Here is a 20,260-nt window from a genome sequence, read left to right as displayed (position 1 = left end):
TGATGAAATTCGGTTAGCAGTCACCGGTATTCTATTACCGTTTTAAAATCAATTGCATATCAAACATTAACAGAGACAGAGATAACGATGAATTACGATTACCAACGCACGTTTTCAACGGCCGGTACTGCCGGAGCCAGCTTACACTACCTCTGGTTATTATTGCTGGTAGCAGCATTCGGCACCTATTCCTGTGCCCCTACTTCGCAAATGGAGTCCCCGCCTTCGGGAGACTATAGTTCTACTGATATCAAACCCCTCTCGGAAGCCGCCCCCCCCACCCCCGACCCCCGCGTGGGATTGGAAGCGGGTTTATTTGATGCCGGGGAAGCTATTTGGAACCTGGAAATGCTATCCCAGACACCACCCCCGGAGGATTTTATAGGGGTTACAAATTCCGATCTTGCCTTTAAAGACAATTACGCCATCCAGGGGAACTATAACGGCTTTATGGTTTGGGATATATCCGACCCGTCTTCACCGGAACTCGTGGTTGATTTTGTCTGTCCCGCTTCCCAAAGTGATGTCTCCGTATACGGAGACCTGCTGTTTGTCTCCGGTGAGGGATTCGGGGGACGCCTTGACTGCGGGACAGAAGGAGTTGACAAAACCGTGAGTGAGGAACGCCTTCGCGGCATCCGTATTTTCGACATCTCCGATATTAAAAATCCGGAATATGTATCGAACGTCCAGACCTGCCGCGGCTCTCATACCCACTCCGTACTGGATGATCCCAAAGACGAGGAAAATGTATATGTCTATGTTTCCGGATCCGCCCCGGTACGCCCGGAAGAAGAGTTGCCCGGCTGCACCAGCGCTATGCCGGAAGAGGATCCCAATACGGCCCTTTTTCGCATCGAGGTGATAAAGGTCCCGCTCGACCATCCCGAACAGGCCGCAATCGTAAACTCCCCCCGCATTTTTGACGAGCTGGATGCGCCCCCCACTCACGGGATGTCTCCCGAAGATCTCGCCGAAATTAAACAGGCCGAAGAAGAGGGCGCCTTTGTTGCTGAGTTCGCCGGTCAGCCGCGTATTCTCCCCCCCGGCATGGTACGGGCCATGCTCAATGAAATCGTAAGTGCACGGGGAGGCAGCGGTGAACCGACAGCGTCCGACAGTGCGGCACTGCGCGAAAAACTTCCCGAAATAATGGAAGAACGATTTGGCATCCGGAATGAGGATGAACCGGAGGAACGGGGTCCCAACCAGTGTCATGATATAACGTTGTACCCGGAAATCGGACTGGCGGGCGGGGCCTGTGAGGGATACGGGCTCCTGCTGGATATTGAAGATCCTGCAAATCCGATGCGTGTCGACGCGGTAGCCGACTCCAATTTTGCCTACTGGCACTCCGCCACATTTAATAATGAAGGGGACAAAGTTCTTTTTACGGATGAATGGGGGGGCGGCGCACAGCCCAAATGCCGGGAAAACGATCCGAAGGAATGGGGAGCCAACGCTATTTTCACGATCGATGAGAACAATGAAATGGAGTTCAAGAGCTACTTTAAGATGCCTGCTCCGCAAACAGAACAGGAAAATTGTGTGGCACACAACGGGTCTCTGATTCCGGTGCCGGATCGCGACATCATGGTGCAGTCTTGGTACCAGGGCGGAATTTCTGTTTTTGACTGGACCGATCCCGAAAATCCGGTTGAAATTGCCTACCACGATCGGGGGCCCGTGGACTCTACCCGCATGCAGATGGGAGGAAGCTGGTCGGTGTACTGGTACAATGGCGCCATTGTTAACTCGGAGATTGCGCGGGGACTCGATATCTTTGAGCTAAAACCGAGTCCGTATCTCACCGAAAATGAAATTGCCGCGGCCAACACCGTGAGGTTTGAGCAGCTTAATCCCCAGGGACAGCCCAAATACGACTGGCCGGCGACTTTTGCCCTTGCCAAAGCGTACCTCGATCAGCTCGAACGGGGAGAGGGCTTGTCCATGGATAGAATCACGGCTGCCAGGCGGGGACTATCCGAAGCAGAATCCGCCTCCGGAGACGAGCGACAGGAAATCCTTGCCGACCTGGCTGACGAAGTGGCTAATAATGCCGGAAACTCTGCCCGGCAGGAAAAAGTTCAAAAGCTGATCTCGACCATGCGAGAGTTGGCTTCGCGGTAGCATGGATCGGTATCGGTAGGCCACACGGCCGGTCATACCCCTTCGTTCGATTATAAAAGTCCTCACCGGGTTATACGTTGCTTAACCTGATGAGGACTTCATTATCCTCCCCGTTTTAATAAATTATTTCCTACGAATATTTATTAAAATAATTTTTCAGGAGGTGATACTGTTTCCCTATTTTTCCAGGCTAACTTCAATAATCTTATCGTATGGATCCCATTACTCACGGCCTTATCGGAGCCGCGGCTTCATCCCCTCTCACAGACAGGGAAAAAACGCGTCCGGCGGCTTTCCTCGGGTTTGTCAGCGCGATGCTGCCCGACCTGGATGTCCTGATCGGCCATTCCGCTGATCCACTGCTGAATCTCGAGTATCACCGGCAGTTCACGCATGCGCTGGTGTTTATTCCCCCGGGGGCGCTTATGGCCTCCGGCTTGCTCTGGTGGTTCGTCAGAAATAAGCTGAGCTTTAAGGAAACATACCTTTTCTGCCTGCTCGGCTATGCTACAGCGGGACTTGCAGACACTTTTACCAGTTATGGAGTGCAGCTGCTGTGGCCCTTTACCGGTGAGCGTTTCGCCTGGAATATCATCTCCGTTTTTGATCCTCTTTTCTCCCTGGGTCTCGTGCTGGCCGTAGCATTGGCATTCTATCACAGGAAAAAACGTTTTATTGGGATCGCCTTCGGCTGGATTTCCCTGTACCTGCTCTTCGGACTGATACAGCGCGAGAGAGCCGAGGACCTGGCGTGTACCCTGGCAGAGCAGCGCCATCATCCTGTTCAACAGCTCATTGCCAAACCGACCATTGCCAATGAGCTGCTATGGAGCATTCGCTATGTGAGCGGCGACAGCCTGTACGCCTACGGTGCGCGGCTCCTGCCCTTTGCCGAACCGGTTGTATATGAAGGCGAAGCGGCAGCGCTCCTCCCCTGGCAGCAGCAATTCGGGCATATAAAAAGCACTACCTTATTCCGGGATATCGAACGCTTTTCTGCTCTTTCCGACGGGATTCTCACAACCCATCCAAATCATGACAACGTGATCGGCGACGGACGCTATTCCATGCTTCCCACCTCCGTGAAGCCTCTGTGGGGCATTGAAGTTGACACGGCAAAGGCGGACCAGCATGTGGATTTCAAAACCTACCGGGATGCGGGCACGGAGGTGCGCGAGGCCTTTATGGAGATGCTTTTGGGACGGCCGGCGAAGTGAACAGCCGACCTCGTCCACCGCTATGGTAGGTACTTACCCATCGACTGTGTACCAATTAGAAAATAAAGGTCTCCTTGCGTAGATTCGGCAAGTCATCACACAACCCCAAACCTAACACAAGGAGACCGAATGAAGGTTGGTAACCTTGCTGCTGCAAACGCTCATTAACAGTCCAAGGGACCGCTGGTGACGGGACGCTATAAATTCACCAGCCAGGCCAGCGTATCCACCCCATCCGGCTTCCATGAAATCGCTGGTTGCTGGGCCTCGGCAAGAGATTCCGTTTGATTTTCAAGGCCCTGTATATCCACACCGGGATGGGAGATGTAAACACTCTGTAATTCCCGCTCATACTGTTCCGCTATCTCCGTGACCGTCTCCTCATTACCCTGCACCCAGTAGCAGACAAAGTTCCGGTCGAACTCAAGTCCCCCTTCCTGCACCAAAAAATGCTCCAGCCACAGCTGGGGACGTTCTACAGCTTCATTATAGGCGTACTGCTGTTTAAGTCCGGGCGGGGGACAGCAATGCTGGGGATTTTCCAGCCAGAAGGAATACACCGCTTCCCGGAGCTCACTTTTGATCTCATCCAGCGAATAGGTCGATACCACCAGGGCTACCGACCGGCAGCCCTTGCCCCCGTAGCGGAAGATCCCTTCCACCAGCTCATCGATCACACGCTCTTCTTTTCGATCCAGGAAGGCGATCGAGAAGTGGGCCGTCCGGATGAGGTAACGGCAGTCATCCCCGGCAAGATTCCATTTTCGGATCGCCTGCTTGACGCACGGCACCGACGATTCGGATCCCGCAAAGATAACGGCATCATTTTGCATACCCTCAAAATCATCCAGCCTGTGCGCCCACTGCACATTGACGCCGGTCCATAAAGCCGTCTTCTTCACCTCGTTCAAAAAAGTAGGCAACAGGTACGGGTCCTTGCGTGAAATCTTACCCGTATAGCGGGAGCCACTCAGCAGCGTGCTGAATGCATCCTGGAACCCCACCAGCGGCAAATTACCGGCGTGCAGGCATAGCACATTCTGATTCTGTGTCTTTCGTGCATTATGACTATTCTCCCCGTCTACCCCCGTCTCCCCGGCCCACGCCTGTACCGCTTCCCTGTCAATGCTTTTTTGAATGGCATCGATGGCAAACTGCACATCCTCAAAACTAAAATAGCCTTCCTGAATGGTCCGGTCGACGGCATCCATCAGGTAGTGGTTATCCGGGTGAAGCCAGCTCTGCGTGGCTTCAAGCAGGACCTCAATGCGTTTTTCCATATCTGCCATAGATTAAAAAAAATTAATCCTCATCAATTAAGAAGTTACAGCCCCGCAGGTCTTTCGGGTCCCAGCGTCCCCCTACCCGGAACCGGCCCTTACGGTCCATTACCCCTCTGTCGCCGGTAAGCAGAAACGAGCAGCTGTACACATTGGCCAGGTCGATGAGGCCTATCCGTCCCTCTTTATAGGGAGGCAACACTTCAGCCGGGTTATCCGGATTCCGGACAGTGACCCTCAGCCAGGGAACCGTTTTAAACCACTTGCCCCCGGTAGCGTATGCCTGACTCAGCAGCTCCGCCATCCCGTATTCCGAGTGAACGCGGCTGGCATCCAGCCCAAAGCCATTTGCTAACCTCCGGTGCAGCCGATCCCGGGAGATCTCGCGACGGTGCGTTTTCATGCCACCTGTTTCGATGACTATACTGTTCGAAGGCAAGGACGTCTCTTCCAGCTCAAGCAGATCCAGGAGGCCAAATGCCGCTCCAAAGAGAATGAGCTGTTTTCCCCTTTCCACGACCTCCCGGATGGCGTCCTCCTCCAGGGGCTCCTCCAGCGGCAGAAACCGGCTTAACCCGCTGGAGTCCCGATTGATGAGCGTGCGAATCATATAGATCAGTGACGAATGGGGGTTTTCGGCATAACCGGGGGTATAGCCCCAAATGACCGAACGATCCAACTGATAAAACCGGCGGAATCCCTTTAAGAGCGACTGCTCATAGATCCCGGAATCCGCCACATAATGCACGCTTCGCTTCATGCCGGAAGTGCCGCTGCTTTTAAATACGAGGTCAGCTTCTGCAGGAGAACGGGTTGTGACCCCGGCATCCTTAAAGGCTTTGATGGGAAGCAGGGGGGGCGTGTCAACGTATTCTTCCGCATGTTCAGGGATTTCGGGATTCAGCGCCCCGCAGTATCGCCGATAGACCGGGTTTTGCTCAACCTGGTACTCAAAGACTCCTCTCGCTTTCTCTTCAAACGAGAGCTCATCCGAAAATATGATATCAGGCCAATTTCTCCTCAAAACAGAATATCGAGTGTAACCATAATAGTGTTATGCTATACCAAAATACGCTGCCTCGCCAGGGCTTACCAGTAGGAGATCACTCATTTCAGGCCCACCCTTTCGAAAATCCGCTCTACGTTTCGGGTATGGTGATCGAGGTTGAAAGCCTCCTCGATCTCCTCTTCTGTCAGGTTCGCCTGTACCGTCTCATCCGCCTCCACGAGATCGCGAAACATCCTTTGCTCCTCCCACGCCTGCATCGCCAGCGGCTGGACCGTATCATAGGCTTTTTCACGCGACATTCCGTTATCGATCAGCATATGCAGTACCCGCTGCGAAAACGTCAGCCCATACGTCTTGTAAATGTTGTCGTGCATATTATCATCATAGATAGTCAGTTTCTCCACGACCCCGGAAAAACGATTGAGCATATAGTCCAGTAAAATGGTGGCATCCGGCAGGATGATCCGCTCGACGGAGGAATGCGAAATATCCCGTTCATGCCAGAGAGGAATATTCTCATAGGCCGACATCATATAGCCGCGCAACACGCGCGAGCATCCCGAAATGTTTTCAGAACTCACCGGGTTACGCTTGTGGGGCATTGACGAGGATCCCTTTTGTCCCTTCCGGAAAAACTCTTCAGCCTCTCGCACTTCACTGCGCTGCAGATGACGTATCTCGACCGCTATTTTCTCCAAAGTGGAACCGATAAGCGCCAGCGTAGACACATAATTTGCGTGCCGGTCGCGCTGCAGGGTCTGGGTGGATATAGGAGCGGCGCTCAGTCCCAGTTCCTCACAAACCGACTCTTCCACCTCCGGCGGTATATTGGCAAAGGTGCCCACCGATCCGCTCATCTTACCAAACTCTACCTGATCGGCCGCTTCTTCAAAACGCTCCTGGTTTCGCTTCATCTCGGCATACCAGAGCGCGCATTTGAGTCCAAAGGTTGTCGGTTCGGCGTGTACTCCGTGCGTCCGGCCCATCATCACCGTGAACTTATGCTCTCTGGCCTTCCCTGCAAGCACATCAATAAGGTGCCGGATATCCTTCCGGAGAATCTCATTGGCCTGTTTCAGGCGATAGCCGTTGGCGGTATCCACCACATCCGTGGACGTCAGCCCGTAGTGCACCCATTTTTTTTCTTCACCAAGCGATTCAGAAACAGAACGCGTGAAAGCCACCACATCGTGACGCGTCTGCTTTTCGATTTCTTTAATACGGTTGACATCAAAGGAGGCCTTGTCATATAATTTTTTGACGTCCTCTTTGGGAATCTTGCCCAGCTTGCTCCAGGCATTGCAGGCAGCCAGCTCAACTTCGAGCCAGGCTTGGAACTGGTTTTCCAGCGACCATATATCGGCCATCTCTTTGCGGGAATATCGCTCAATCATGAAATTCTGATCCAATAATTTTGAGTTCTTATGCAGTCCCAAAGATATCGGATTTATTTGTAAAGGAGAAAAGACAAACGTGCGGCCGCTGGTACGAGATCCTTGCCATAGTTTCAGGCCCTTGCAGGAAACTGAGCTATGCAGGATATGTTAAAACCTGCCATCCGGCAGAGATAGCAAAAGAGTCTTGCCAGGCCAAGTCCCCGGTTCTCCGTGCATGACGCTGTAGGTTTTTGGTAAGCTGTCATGAATAAAAAAAGCCTGGGCTGATTTCCACAGTCCAGGCTCGACCCCATATAATACTCTTGGGAAAGAGTACGAATTTTGAGGTTTAGTCAAGGTTTACAATCTTGCTCACTTTTCTCATGGTTTTGCTGAGTTGCCATATCCCCTCCTACAGACTCAGATTCATTCTCGAAACAGACCCTGCGACTTTTCCCAGTGTTCGTAAGTACTGATACTGCGAATTACAAAACCGGCTTTTAATTCTTTTGATCTCATGAGAGTCATTAATTCTTGTTCTGTCTAAAACTCTCAGCCAAAGGACTGTTTTTGTCAATTTTCCCGTTGTCCCGCTGTATTTCTCATCACATTCGATTGGGGAGAGACTTACATCAGTCTCTCCCTTTACGAATGCTCTCTCTATCAGCGTACCGTCTCTCTTTTTTTTACGTATCATCTACTCTCAACTTGATGTCACTGCTATTGCTGTCATCTCTCTGTTATACATTCATTACAAACAATGTGCCAAAGCTATTTACAAGTCATAAAAAATGGTATTACTATCAGGTAATATCCTTTATGACACTATGATATCCTGTTGTTATTACTATAGTTAGGAGATTATTTGAAAAGAAGTGAGAAACTTTGGGAAAGGTATATAATCCATATGCCCTTCCAGGGGAGATACCTGCAGGATCCTAATGATCAATTATTACACAGCGTGTGTGGTAATTTATTACACACCAGGCTCAAGTAATTATTCCTGAGCATTTAACCTGATTGTTATCGCATATTTTCGAAGTGCTGTTGTTCAAGGAGGGGTACACCATCTTACCGTTATGAAAACAGGGAAGGAAATTGCAGCCGGCAAAGATGGAATTATCCAAATCAAAAAAATGATCGCTCCGGCAGGGTAGAGAAAGGGTACCGGCGTTTCCCACAGCCGCCCTATGACCGGCGGTACGTGAAAAGCAGTACCCGTGACCCGGGTACATAAGCAGACCGGACAGAGTTTAGTTTACACTACCAGGCCCGGACCGGTTTCCACAACCCGAGGCCTGCCTCATAACACGGCCCGGGAAAAGGCACAGTTTTAATAATTTCAAACGGGAATACTCTTACCTATTGTTCGAATCTTTCTCTTCATATCCCTTGCCGGTATTCTCAAACTCCTCATAGATTTCCCCCGTCTTTCGAAACCGGGAACGTTGTTCATCCAAAAGTTCCCGGGACGATTTGAGGCGGCGGCTCCTGCGATCTGATAATCTCGGTTCAATACTGGCTTTCATAAGAATCACTAATTCTTGTTCTATCCGATCTTCGGAATTATAACCGAAGAGATAGCGCATGCCAAAGAACCATCCCGGCAGATCCTTAAGCAACGGTATGCCCTTGCGAACTTCAGCCTTTTCCGTTCGATACAATCCTGCAATTACGGTAGATTCCCCGTCAAGCAATAATATTCGGGAATTAGCTTGCTGCTTATTGATTACCGTACTTACAGGGTCGGGCTGGGCCGTTGAACGCTCGGCACTTATTTCCATGTCGACAAAAGTAGAATCTCCGTCGTTGACAATATGGGGTGTGACCGTCAGTATCGTACCGACACTAAAGAATCGATCCGTAACATTCCCGGCAAAATCCCGCTGTTTTATAGAGAAATCCTGTCCTACCTGGATGCGGCCCTCTTCGCCATCCAGAACTTTAATTTCCGGTGTGGCAAGTATTTTGCCGAGGTTATTAGCTTCAAAGGCCTTGAACAAAGCTCGTACCTCGATACCACTTCCCGCAATCTCTCCAAAATTGACAATCCCATTAAAAAGATTCTGGGAAACCTCACGGGCAGACCTGGAATTAACTTCCACGTATTCATTGGTAAAACTGGTTCCCGGCAATGTCCGGCTCCCCCCGCCGGACCGACCGCCTCCCCCCCCGGAACTCGGATCTATAAGCTGGCCCAGCCCGTCGGGACGAGATCCTAAATTGCGGATGGTGCTCCAGTCTACTCCGATCTCACGGAGCGCTCGTTTGTTACCTTCAAAGAAAATCGCCTTGATTCGAACTTCACGGCTGCCAAAATGATATAACGTCCCTTCGCCGGCACTTTTATCCCCGGCTGTTTCACCATACCCGGGCCTTTGTTCCTCCGAAGCAGGCTGAAGTTCAAACAACCGGGAAGATTCAATCACCTGCAGGCCCTGTACATCGGCGATATACTGCAGCCCTTCTTTCCAATACACATTATTGATTGGAACCCCGATTTCGCCGGTGGTTTCGGTTCGATCAACAATAACTTTTTTGGCATACCGCTGGCTATATTCATTGAGCACGCCGACCGCTTCGTCGAAGGTCATATTCTTGCTCAAGCTAACCAGCTCTTCCGGATTCGTATACTCCCTTACCGGGGCCTCCACACCGATTTGTGACTTTGCAGTCTGATGAAAAAGCAGAGAGAATGCGCATACTGCTGCAATAATGAGTAGGTACCTTACCCTTTTAATTCCTGTTACTTTCATTATAATACTCGTGTTATATGTGTTAATATTCCGCCTTTATTCAACTGAAAAGTCACTGAATTTTTATTCGTGTCAATACTGACAAGCTTCCCCAGGTATACCTCATCGCCGATATAGAGATATTGGATTACACCATTCTGATCCCGCAGTGAAACAAAATCCTTTCCCACACTTAACAGTTGACTCGCCTCGACATCCGGAAGATTATCGCTGTTTTCCCTCACATCATGGATTAATGGATAGAATGAATTGTACGTATAGGCCGGCAGCTCTTTTTGCGGTTCAATGGCATAATCCTCAAAAATTGCGTTCCGGTCATAGATGCTTTCCAGCTTAAAACTGTAGTGTACCCTGCCCAGATTTTCCACATCGATCACAGGTTCAATAGCCATTTCTTTTATCTTGAACAGGGAAGGTCCGTATTCGATCCGATTTACAAACCGGTTGAAATTTCTATAATATCCTTCTCCACTGATGTCAAACTCCAATAAGCCGAAATTGTCATATTTTGTAGAATCCACGGAAATAAAATTCATATACGTGAAGGCATCATCCTTTCCAAATGAAATTAATGCACTATATACCTGATCCGCATTTTCTGCCTTCACAAGCATTTTTGCATTTTTTTTCACGCCATCTTTCAATGTCTGATATTCCTTCAGCAGGTCTTCATAGTTGCCTGCTATTTGTTGGTATTCCCGCAGCGTATCCGTCTTTTGGACAATCATTCGGTCGAGCCGGGCTATTTCGGCGTCTTCCACCCAATAAAACCGCGACCAGCCGGCGCCAACCATTAAAAGCCATACACCGACCATTATAAGTGAGTTTCTGATAGCATACGTCATGATTCGTCCTGTCCTTGCTTGTTCTTAATTTGTATTAGCGTCATTATCAATCGGAATCCTCTCGAACTTACTGTCCAGATCAGCTGAAGTATCGTTGTAGCCTTTGATTGAAAACTTGTACAGTTTCCTTTCCCGCATCTCTACCACAGATACCGCCTTTAAATCGGCCCTGTCAAAAAGATTGGTTACCTGAGGAATTCTGCCCCGTGTCATGCTATATCCCTGAAGCATAAATCCATCCTCAACATGTTTGATCCTTTCTATCCACACGTTTTTAATAGATCCCAACCCATCATTTAATGTTTTTAGCGTTTCACTCCAGTAGTAGGCTCCGTCGCTAAGCGAGTTTAGCAGCTCCATTTTCATTTGCTCCAACTCGTAAAGCTGCCGGGTTTCGCCGGCCTTCGCTACCACCGGTTCCAAATCCAGGATCCTTAATTCCGTACGGAACAACTCTGCATTGAATTCTTCAATCTTATCTTGTTTTTCCTGATACATAACGTTCCATATGGTCGGCGTTACCAGCAGAAAAATCAGCAGTACCATTCCGTGCCATCGCAATTTCAGCATATTCTGGCGCTCACGCACATAAGCCGGCACCATCGAGTATTCGCTGAAATTCGGGTTCCTGGTCTCCGCTGCTGATAAAGCAGCGCCGATAGCCGAGGTAAAAGATGGGCTGTCCCCCGCGAGGTGTTTCGGAATGGTGATGGTACCAGCTTTAAACCGGAACTCATCTACCATTACGTCGGGAAACTGCCTCCTGAAATAGCTTATTGCTGCTCCGCCCGGATCATTGTTCGTAATCAGAATCCGATCCAGGCCGCTCAGTTCACCGGTATCTAACTGGAACAATATCTTGCTGAATAAGACCTCTAACACACTTGATGTTTCCCTCCCTATCTCAATGGGAGCAACCGCGTATTGTATGTGACCGCCCCGCATGAAAAATAGCCTGCTGCGGTCCAAACCCATATGTATCACACAGGATATTTCATTCTCTTCCGGCGTATAATTTTCCTTCACCAGCCCGGCAAGGAGAACTTCGTCGGGCAGCATCTGTTGTATCTTTATCTTGCCGGAATACAGGTTCCTGGCGCGATCCAACAATCTCAGCAGGTAGGGCTTCTCTTGATAGGATATTAACAAGAGCGAACCGTCTTCCCGAATGTTATAATTATAGTGGTCGGTACCGGGCACCGAACCATACACTTTCTCCAGATGTCCGGCAAGATGATCCTGGAGTTCCCTGGTTTTTAACTGGTTGTAATTTTTATCCTTGAGGACCTGAAAGTTGGTATCGCCATTCTGTATAGTTATACCTGCTTTTAGCTTTTTTGGATAATGCTCTTCCAGTTCGTCTCTCAGCGTTCCAACATTTGAATGAAATAAATCCCGGCTGTCCCCCTCCTCCCCGATTGCCCTCAGAAGATCAAAATTATCCTCTTCATTCCCGTCATCATTGGAATAGAGGCTCTCATCATAGCTCTCATCAATTCCAAAAAGAAAATCTCCGCCGTGGTCATCCACCATCTCTTTCGAGCGGTTTTTTTCCTGCTCAACATCTGCTTCCACTTTTATCGCAACCCGGCTTAAATTTGTTAACCTCCATCCACTCTTTTCTTTTTGGATGCGGGCAATTTTTAGCAAATCACCGTCCTGTGTCACTCCAATAAATTCTTTTTCCATACCCTACCTCACCATTGTATTTAATCTGTCAGCTGTAGACGGATTGATCAGCTTATGCATCCGGGTTTTATTGTTAGCAGAGTTCATTGCCGTCTCTTTAGAAATTTTGTTCTGCGTATAGAGGCGTTTCAGATCCTGCTCGAGCGTATGCATGCCCATTTTTGCCCCTTCCATAAGCATCTGGTAAATTTCCCCGATATTATTATTCCGTATAGCCGCTTTCACCGAGGGCGTAACCAGTAATACTTCTTTAGCCAACACCCGCTTGCCGTCCAGACTCGGTATCAGCTTCTGGCTAATCACACAGGTCAGTACATCTGCCAGGCGCATCCGAATACGGGTCTGCTCTTCGGTTGGCACTTCACCTATAATCCGGTCAATACTTTCCATCGCGGATGAAGTGTGCAGCGTACCAAACGTTTTATGACCCGAATCGGTAATTTCCAGGGCTGTCATAATGGTTTCGGGGTCCCGGAGCTCGCCAATCATGATGATATCCGGATCCTGGCGAAGCGCCTGTATAGCTCCCTCCTTGAAGGAATTAACATCTCTGCCGACCTCTCGGTGGCGAATAATTGATCGCTTGGGCGTGTGTACCAGTTCCACCGGAGAAGCAATAATGACAATATGGGCCTCCATACTCTGGTTATTGACATCAATGATCGTATCCAGTGTACTGGATTTACCGGAACCTGTAATACCGGTTACCAGCGTCATTCCATGTTGAAAGTATTTAAGACTTACTGCCTTGGCCACATCAGTATGGAGACCGAGTCCTTTAAATGGACGGATTATATTATCAATACGCCGCATATTTAACGCCAGATGCTCCATGTCGTAGTACATATTGGCCCTGAAACGCTGGTCCAGCCCCGATGGCTTCGGTATGGTATATGAAAAATCAAAATTCCGGTTATGGAACAGTTTCTCCCGCTGCCGTGACATCAGCAAATTTAACAGCAGCAAATCCGATTCCCGCCTGGTGAACTCGTACCCGGAAGTAATGGGTTTTTTGTCCCCGTGAATACGGAACCAGACCTGCCCCACACATCCCGCGCCGCCCATGTCAATATCCGAAGCTTCGAGCTCCTCCATTAGGTTCAGGTAGTATTCCACCTTTTTATTAAGCTTCTTTCGCCATTCCTCAGGCTGCCTGTCGAGCAGATCCACCATTTCCTGATGAAGGGTTATTCCTCTGACCGTGTCAGACAGCCGGGGAAGTAAAGGCTGCAACATCCCCGATATGGCTTGTATGCTATACTCATTATTAATTTTAATATTCATGAGTTGTGACCCGTCATTTAGTATGGGTTATAATTAATATTCTCATGTTACCAGAGATCTTTGAAAACCGTTGTTTGCCAATCTTTGCATTTCCGCGATTTCAACATCCTCACCTGTAGCCTATACGCTGCGGCGGTTTTAAAATCGCTCAGGGGTTGGTGTTGAACAAAACCCCTGCTTTTCCAAAGCCCTATGTCAGTTTGTGAACTATTCATAGATGTCCAGAATATCGAAAGTGGCCGGCATGGTTTGTTTCGCCGCTTCCCTGGCATAATTCAGGGCCGAGCTGTTGTACAGAATATTCAGGTTCCCTCCCAGATCAATCGTTGTAGTCGTTGAACCTTCCGGTGAACCCATCATGACCGACCCGTGAATCGCGACTGTACCTTTGCCGTCAAAGGTCCACGTATTTTCCAAGAGGACCAATCCGTAAAAATTAAACGTCCCGGCAAGATCAAGACTTGTCAAATCCAGGTCTCCCGACTTCTTTATTATCAAAATGCCGTATCCATTGACATTACTGGTTATTTTGGCATAATCCTCTACCATGAATACCCCCGGATTATCCCGGCTTCCGAGATCGGACGTGTATTGGCCGGTTAAATAGGTCGCTTTGGATTCAAGCTGCGCTATGAAGTGAGACATGGTTTCAAAATCCATCGCCGGATCAACTTCAACACTTGGCGTGCCCGTCTCTCCCACAATTTGGCCAAGCTGCTTCTCGGTGGTACTGTCAAGTATTTTATCCCTGCTCGCCTGATCAATAACGGAGATACCAGGCAATCCGACCGCCTCCACTCCGCTTTCATCGTTGCCATTGATATCAAAACTTCCGTAAAAATTGGGCAGGAAATCAGGATCCGTTAACGCCAGTGCCGCGGGGATTTCCGGTATCTGCGGGTATATAATCCTGACTTTATAATTGACCATGACGGTGTCTGCCGCAAGATCAACTTTTGACATCAATCTTAATTGATCCGCCGTCAAGCTTGAATTCACGGTATAATCTTCGATGATCACTGAGGCGGAACTGTGATCGAAGTCCACCACATATGGATTATTATCATTTCTCCAGCCGGCGTTGTCACGCAGTTTATAAAGGGTTGCTTCAATAGCCGAATGAGCTACATTTCTCATCTCAACCTCATTGGCATACGATGCCGTACGCTTTGCCAGCGCAATGTGACGGTTGTTAAGGTTTATCTGCAGGATGCCCAATACAACCAACGTAATAGTACATATATAAATTAACGGACGTCCCATACTACTATACTCTTCAGCTATTTTTAGTTTTCAATATTCAACGGCACAAATTTCTTCTCCCAGCTTGCTTTCATATACTTGCTTCCTACCGGGTCCGCACTCTCACTCAACAGCCTTACCCGAATCCCCCGCACTTCTTCGATTATAGCCGTTGGTTGATTCAGCTTATCGTAATAGGAAAGCTCAAACCTAATGACCCCCATTTTAATCGGTGTGCTCTTTCCATTGACAATTCTAAGCAATACATAGTCATTGGGATTGGAAGTTTCCGTTACATGCTGTGTTTTGTCCCACTCCCAGCTAACCATATCCACGAGACCATCATCGTCCAGGTCTCCCTGGAACGTTATTCTTGAAGGCGTTGCCTCCTGCAGGCTGCCGCCGGTTAATCCATATCCCATTTTTCGGAAATCGTGACTTACCAGGGTGGCAATGCTGTTGACATGGATCTTGGCAACCTGGTCATACATGGCATCCATGGAATTCCCAACCAGACTGAGGTTCACTTTGACCAGTGACACTAATAAAATGGTGCCGATAATAAAGCTGGATATAATTGAGAAATTCATTCCCGGGCATTTAGTTAAATGTTACTTTTGGCATGTCAAAAGCCGTTCCACTTCTCTGTTTATGGTTCATTCAATCAACAAATAATTAGTAATATGATTTTATATATGTAACAGCTACCGTATCTTCGACCTCAGAAATAACCCGGACGTACAGGCGCTTGTGGGGTGTTTTTACCGGCGATAATTCACTCAAATCACTCTCCTGCATGTAGTCTACCCGACAGCTTGTTTTATAAATACCATGCTGTGTCGTATCCGTACGCGTATAGTTATCATAATCATCGAAATCATCATAGTACGGGTAGTACTCGCCGATTTCAGGTCCCAGGTCTGTAAAATCATCCGGTACCCTGAGCGGATTATATGCTCCTTTGGCCGCTTCATCAAAAGCTTTGTTGCGCGAATGGTCAACAATATTCTGTGCAAGAGCTACGGCCGTATAATCCAATTCTGTTCTGACCATGGTACGGTTATTATTCAGTATCAACCTCGTAAAGCCCAGCTGTAGCATCGCAAAAATAAATAGGGCGGCTACCAGCAGTATATATTCAGATGTATCAAGCATAATGGTACCCCACAATAGCTGTATTACTGCCTGTTGCCATTTTAGTCACCCACCGTCAGGGCCAGGACTTCCTCAACAGAGGTAATTCCCTCTTTAACCCTCTCCCTGCCGGATGCCCGCAAGGTCATCATGCCATTTTTCGCAGCATGTTCCCGTATGACCTCCTCATCAATATTGGCCCCGGCATCTAAAATGAGATTGCGAATCTCTTTGGTAAAATAGAGAGCCTCGATAATGGCGGTCCTCCCTTTGTAGCCGTTTGAGCACTTCTCACATCCCAATTCATGCGCCTGGTAAAAAGTCGTTTGGGCTACTTCATCATCTGTAAACCCGATCCCCCGGGCTATTTCGGGATGCAAGTCATCAACCTCTTGCTTGCAGTGGTCACAGAGTTTGCGAACCAGCCGCTGCGCCATTACCAAATTTACCGCGTTGGCAATCAGGAACGGCTCAACCCCCATTTTATACAGCCTCGAAATTGCGCTGGGAGCATCATTGGTATGCAGCGTCGAGAACGTAAGGTGTCCGGTATTGGCCAGCTTGATAGCTACCTCGGCCGTTGACAAATCCCTGATTTCGCCTACCAGCACGATATCAGGATCATGGCGTAAAATTCCACGCATCGTCAGTTCAAAGCTCATATGGCTGTTGATTTTCAGCTGACGAGCCCCCTTGATGATATATTCGGTGGGGTCCTCCACCGTCAGGACATTTTTGGTGGAATCCATGACATGGTAAAGCGCGGCAATCAGGCTGGTGGACTTTCCACTTCCCGTCGGACCGGTTATAATCACAATTCCCGATGGCTTGCTGATAGCCTTGCGAAACAGCTGAAGGGCATTTTGCTGCAGGCCGAGTTTATTCAGATCAGTGATCACCTTGCGGTCGTCGAGTACACGTATGACAATCGATTCAAATTTCCGGTTGAACTCCGTACCCACGATCGGCATAATCGATACGCGAAAGCGGATATTTACATTATCAATCTTGCGCTGGATGAATCCATCCTGTGAACTGTCGCGTTCAAAACGGTCTACGTTCTTCGTCTTGTCCTTCACCACGGCAGTGATCGCTTCCGGCTTCACCTTATCCTGTTGATGCCAAATCTGCAATTTTCCATCAATGCGAAACCGGATATCAGTCGTCGTCTTCCCCATGGGAATAATATGTACATCACTGGCCCCCTTGTGTACGGCTTCCACCAGCATCCCTTCAACCAGCTTATTAAGCATACTCTGATTGATCTCAGCATCGAGCTCTTCTTCTTCAATTTCTTCCTCCTGGTCCTCCTGGAGTTCGGTTTCCTCGAATTCGATATCATTCAGCTGTTCCAGGATATCATTTTTCTTATAGAGCACCTCTTCAATCAGATCATTCAGCAAATCCTGCTTACAGTACCTCAGCTCAAAATGATTGGCCGAAAGCTGGCCGGCCAAATCAGTAACACGCGGGTTCATCGGATCCGAGGTGAGTATGACTGCCTTTTGATGGTGCAGGGATACAGGCAGGGCATTCTGTTCAATAAGATCATCCAGCAGAAACTCAGGGATATTATCCAGAACATCTTTGATTTCTCTTATCTTCTGGCCTTCCAACTCCTCATCGCTCAGCACAAACTCTTTGATTGAAAAAATGTCCGATATTGCCTTTGTCAATATATGACGGTCGACATCCAACTGCTCGTGAAGTATCCGGGAAAACCTGCGGGCGGAGATGTCGTTGTCCGCAGCCTGTATTTGAAATGCTTTTTCCAGCTGCTGCCCGGAAATAATACCCTTCCGGTGCAGGATTTCTCCAATATGCCGGTGTGTCTTTACTTTTCCCATCGTTTCAGTTTACGTTTGTCATATCGCCATTCCTAAATGGTAATATTCGGTTGAATGAGTGCGGCTTCGGACGAGATCACCGTAATGGCCGTCAATGCAATGGCAATAATGATATTAACGCCTACATTAATCAGCTCTACAGTCGTCTGAAGCTTATATTCGGTCTGCACCTGGTAATAATCAGCCAGTTGTTTGGCATTCTCACGCACAGATCCAGATTCGGCTCCCAGCCGAAACCGGCTTATGGCCGTCCGGCTGAACACGCCCGTCGCCGTAAGAGCATCCACCAGGCCAGTCCCATCTTTAAGCATTCGTTTTATCGCCACTTCTTTAATCTGCCGTTCCATGTAAACATTTCTGCACGCCTCTGCCGCGATTTTTATCACCTCCACATTCTGACCTGAATCACTGTACAGGGTGTAGAAAACCCGTGAGAAAATCTCGATACTCATCTTATGGAGCAGGTCCCCGATGACCGGGATTTTTATAATATGTTTATCCAGTACATACTTTCCCCCGGGTGTTCGTATGTAATAGATAAATAACAGAGCGGGTACCGTAAATATCAGCGTGACAGCAATCCAGTAATCCTGCAGGAAGTGACTAAAGTTCAGCGTAGCTTCCGTCATCGGCGGCAGCGCAATATCAAACTCCAGGAACATTTCAGCCATCAGCGGAAAGATATATCCTACATAAAAAAGGATCACCCCGAACACAGCCGTCAAGGCTATGCCGGGCATCATCAGCGAACGCCTCAGGTTCTTTTTAAACGAAGCGTCCCTCTCCATGAATTTAGCCGTGCTTTCGAATACCTCCGACATGTTACCGCTGGTGGAAGCGATCCCCAGCATATGGGCGGCAAACTTGCCAAAGACATCTTTGTGCTTGCCATACACTTCATACCCCTCTTTCCCATGCTGCAAATCTTTTTGAATTTCCCTGATAACCTCCTTGAGTCGTTTGTTGGCCGTGTCTTCATAGAGCAGCGTCAGGATCTCATTGTACGGCAATTCCTGGCGCAGAAGGTCCGCCGACAACCGGATAAAGGTCACGACTTCCCCGGTTGATACAAGTCCCTTGAAACGGAACCATTTTTTCCGGACGCGAATAACGGTATAACCGAGTTTATGCAGTGCCTGGGTCAGTTCCTCTTTGCTAAAGGCCTTCTGCTCTCCCTGGATTACGGCTGACCCGTTGCGCTGAACTTTAAAAATGTACAGTTCCCTTTTTTCCAGAGAAGTAATGTCAATATTCCTGACTCGAGCGAGCTGGTTAACTTTTTCCCTCGCGCTCCTTTTGCTATCGGTCTCAAACTCGCCCTGCACCAGCTTGTTATTCGCTGTCTGCCCGGAAAATCTAAAGAGAGGCATAGATATCCTCGTTTAGTTTAATTTTTTGCCCTAAAGATGTCTCTTTTCAAAACCTTCTATTCGATAGGGAAGAGACTGCTGTCAGTCCCTCCCTTCCCGAATACTGCTGTATTGTACGCTCCCGGTAAAAACCGCTGAGTTGGTTTCAGCGGGTAGATCTAAGCTTCTTGCCTTAATTAAGAGGCGGAAGCCGTTGCCTTGGCAGGTTCAGTATCCACGGAAATGTCATCTTTCAAAACCGTCACCGTAAAAGCCTTGGGGCTCCAGGTCGTCGCGTCTGCAAGGCGGTGCGGCGTGGCTGTTATTTCTACACTGCTGCCATCTGCCGCTACCGTAAGCGAGTATGCCGCGTTTCCATTCTCGAATGCTGTGTCACTGGTCTTTTCCGTATAGCCAAAGCCCAGCTTGTCGACGGTCAGGCCCGTAAAGTCTCCGCCGCCGCCGCCCATCAATTCAGGCTTAAGCGCATAGCCCTGCATTTGAGCTCCCATGGTCAATATATCCTGCCGCGTTGCGTCAATAGCTGAATTTTCAGCACTTGCGCCGAAAATATTAATGGCCGTTACCGTAGCCACGCCGACGATAATGGTTACCAGGATTACAAGTAAAAGTTGTTGCTGTCCCATTGTAGATACCTATGTTTTTTTAATGGTTGAAATGCCCCGTATATGAGCTGTTATTTTTTAACGTTAAAGCAATACCTCTTGATGATATTTTTCATCATCAAAAAACCTTCTGCCGTGACAAACCGATGGACTCGTCACAGGTTAGAGATTTCAGGAGGGTGTGTTACTTCTCTTTTATTTGCAAACGGTGTGCCAACATGCTTGACAGGAAGATCTCTTCATCTTCTAAGGGGGCATTTACAGCACGATCAATACCTGTAAGTGACTGGTATTAAAATCGTTATGCCGTTTATTGGCAGGCAGGAAACAAAACTCCTCTCAGGATTTTACGGGGCAGATATGGATTTTGTAGAATGTATTTTAACCGAAAAAAAAGGAAAAAACAGCCATATATGGAAAATTATTCCACATGCTTAATTTAATATTTACTACATATTTTGTAATAAATTTATTAC

Annotated in this window: 15 protein-coding genes; 2 read left to right on the top strand and 13 right to left on the bottom strand. The window is 48.4% G+C overall.

Annotated features, from left to right (window positions below):
- Positions 1-87 precede the first annotated feature (87 nt).
- Positions 88-2,130 (top strand): LVIVD repeat-containing protein, encoded by a 2,043-nt coding sequence (locus BUB16_RS11700; protein ID WP_211483157.1) that lies wholly within the window; start codon positions 88-90, stop codon positions 2,128-2,130.
- A gap of 212 nt (positions 2,131-2,342) precedes the next feature.
- Entirely contained in the window at positions 2,343-3,347 is a 1,005-nt protein-coding gene (locus BUB16_RS11695; RefSeq protein ID WP_073064191.1) for a metal-dependent hydrolase, read from the top strand.
- A gap of 197 nt (positions 3,348-3,544) precedes the next feature.
- On the opposite strand, the gene BUB16_RS11690 is transcribed toward BUB16_RS11695, so the two are convergent.
- The 13 genes from BUB16_RS11690 to BUB16_RS11625 form a co-directional block, all read right to left on the bottom strand.
- Positions 3,545-4,627, bottom strand: a complete 1,083-nt coding sequence (locus tag BUB16_RS11690; RefSeq protein WP_084088222.1) for an acyl-CoA reductase — start codon at positions 4,625-4,627, stop codon at positions 3,545-3,547.
- Between the two features lie 22 nt (positions 4,628-4,649).
- Positions 4,650-5,651 carry a LuxE/PaaK family acyltransferase gene (locus BUB16_RS11685; protein ID WP_084088221.1) on the bottom strand — a complete coding sequence of 334 codons (1,002 nt, stop codon included), beginning with the start codon at positions 5,649-5,651 and terminating at the stop codon, positions 4,650-4,652.
- An 83-nt stretch (positions 5,652-5,734) separates the two neighbouring features.
- Positions 5,735-7,030 carry an adenylosuccinate lyase gene (gene purB / locus BUB16_RS11680; RefSeq protein ID WP_073064185.1) on the bottom strand — a complete coding sequence of 432 codons (1,296 nt, stop codon included), beginning with the start codon at positions 7,028-7,030 and terminating at the stop codon, positions 5,735-5,737.
- A 1,340-nt stretch (positions 7,031-8,370) separates the two neighbouring features.
- On the bottom strand, positions 8,371-9,768 hold the full coding sequence (locus BUB16_RS11670) for a type II secretion system protein GspD (RefSeq protein ID WP_084088220.1): 1,398 nt from the start codon (positions 9,766-9,768) through the stop codon (positions 8,371-8,373).
- Positions 9,768-10,613 (bottom strand): hypothetical protein, encoded by an 846-nt coding sequence (locus BUB16_RS11665; protein ID WP_073064174.1) that lies wholly within the window; start codon positions 10,611-10,613, stop codon positions 9,768-9,770. The genes BUB16_RS11670 and BUB16_RS11665 overlap by 1 nt, the downstream gene beginning before the upstream one ends.
- A gap of 24 nt (positions 10,614-10,637) precedes the next feature.
- A complete protein-coding gene (locus tag BUB16_RS11660) occupies positions 10,638-12,302 on the bottom strand; it encodes a PilN domain-containing protein (RefSeq protein WP_073064171.1) in 1,665 nt (554 codons plus the stop codon).
- Positions 12,303-12,305: 3 nt separating this feature from the next.
- Positions 12,306-13,586, bottom strand: a complete 1,281-nt coding sequence (locus BUB16_RS11655; RefSeq protein ID WP_073064168.1) for a type IV pilus twitching motility protein PilT — start codon at positions 13,584-13,586, stop codon at positions 12,306-12,308.
- A 207-nt stretch (positions 13,587-13,793) separates the two neighbouring features.
- Entirely contained in the window at positions 13,794-14,849 is a 1,056-nt protein-coding gene (locus tag BUB16_RS11650) for a hypothetical protein (RefSeq protein ID WP_073064165.1), read from the bottom strand.
- A gap of 23 nt (positions 14,850-14,872) precedes the next feature.
- Positions 14,873-15,418, bottom strand: a complete 546-nt coding sequence (locus BUB16_RS11645) for a hypothetical protein (RefSeq protein ID WP_073064163.1) — start codon at positions 15,416-15,418, stop codon at positions 14,873-14,875.
- A gap of 85 nt (positions 15,419-15,503) precedes the next feature.
- Positions 15,504-15,983: a hypothetical protein gene (locus BUB16_RS11640; protein WP_073064160.1), complete on the bottom strand. Its 480-nt coding sequence runs from the start codon at positions 15,981-15,983 to the stop codon at positions 15,504-15,506.
- 41 nt (positions 15,984-16,024) lie between these two features.
- Positions 16,025-17,809, bottom strand: a complete 1,785-nt coding sequence (locus BUB16_RS11635; RefSeq protein WP_073064157.1) for a GspE/PulE family protein — start codon at positions 17,807-17,809, stop codon at positions 16,025-16,027.
- 32 nt (positions 17,810-17,841) lie between these two features.
- Positions 17,842-19,179 (bottom strand): type II secretion system F family protein, encoded by a 1,338-nt coding sequence (locus tag BUB16_RS11630; protein ID WP_073064154.1) that lies wholly within the window; start codon positions 19,177-19,179, stop codon positions 17,842-17,844.
- Positions 19,180-19,355: 176 nt separating this feature from the next.
- Positions 19,356-19,805, bottom strand: coding sequence for a hypothetical protein (locus BUB16_RS11625; RefSeq protein WP_073064152.1), 450 nt, complete (start codon positions 19,803-19,805; stop codon positions 19,356-19,358).
- Positions 19,806-20,260 lie beyond the last annotated feature (455 nt).

The sequence above is a fragment of the Fodinibius roseus genome, from assembly GCF_900129315.1.
Lineage (GTDB): Bacteria > Bacteroidota > Rhodothermia > Balneolales > Balneolaceae > Fodinibius > Fodinibius roseus.
The sequence above is the reverse complement of the archived record's forward strand: the minus strand, read 5'-3'. Positions and strand labels throughout refer to the sequence as shown.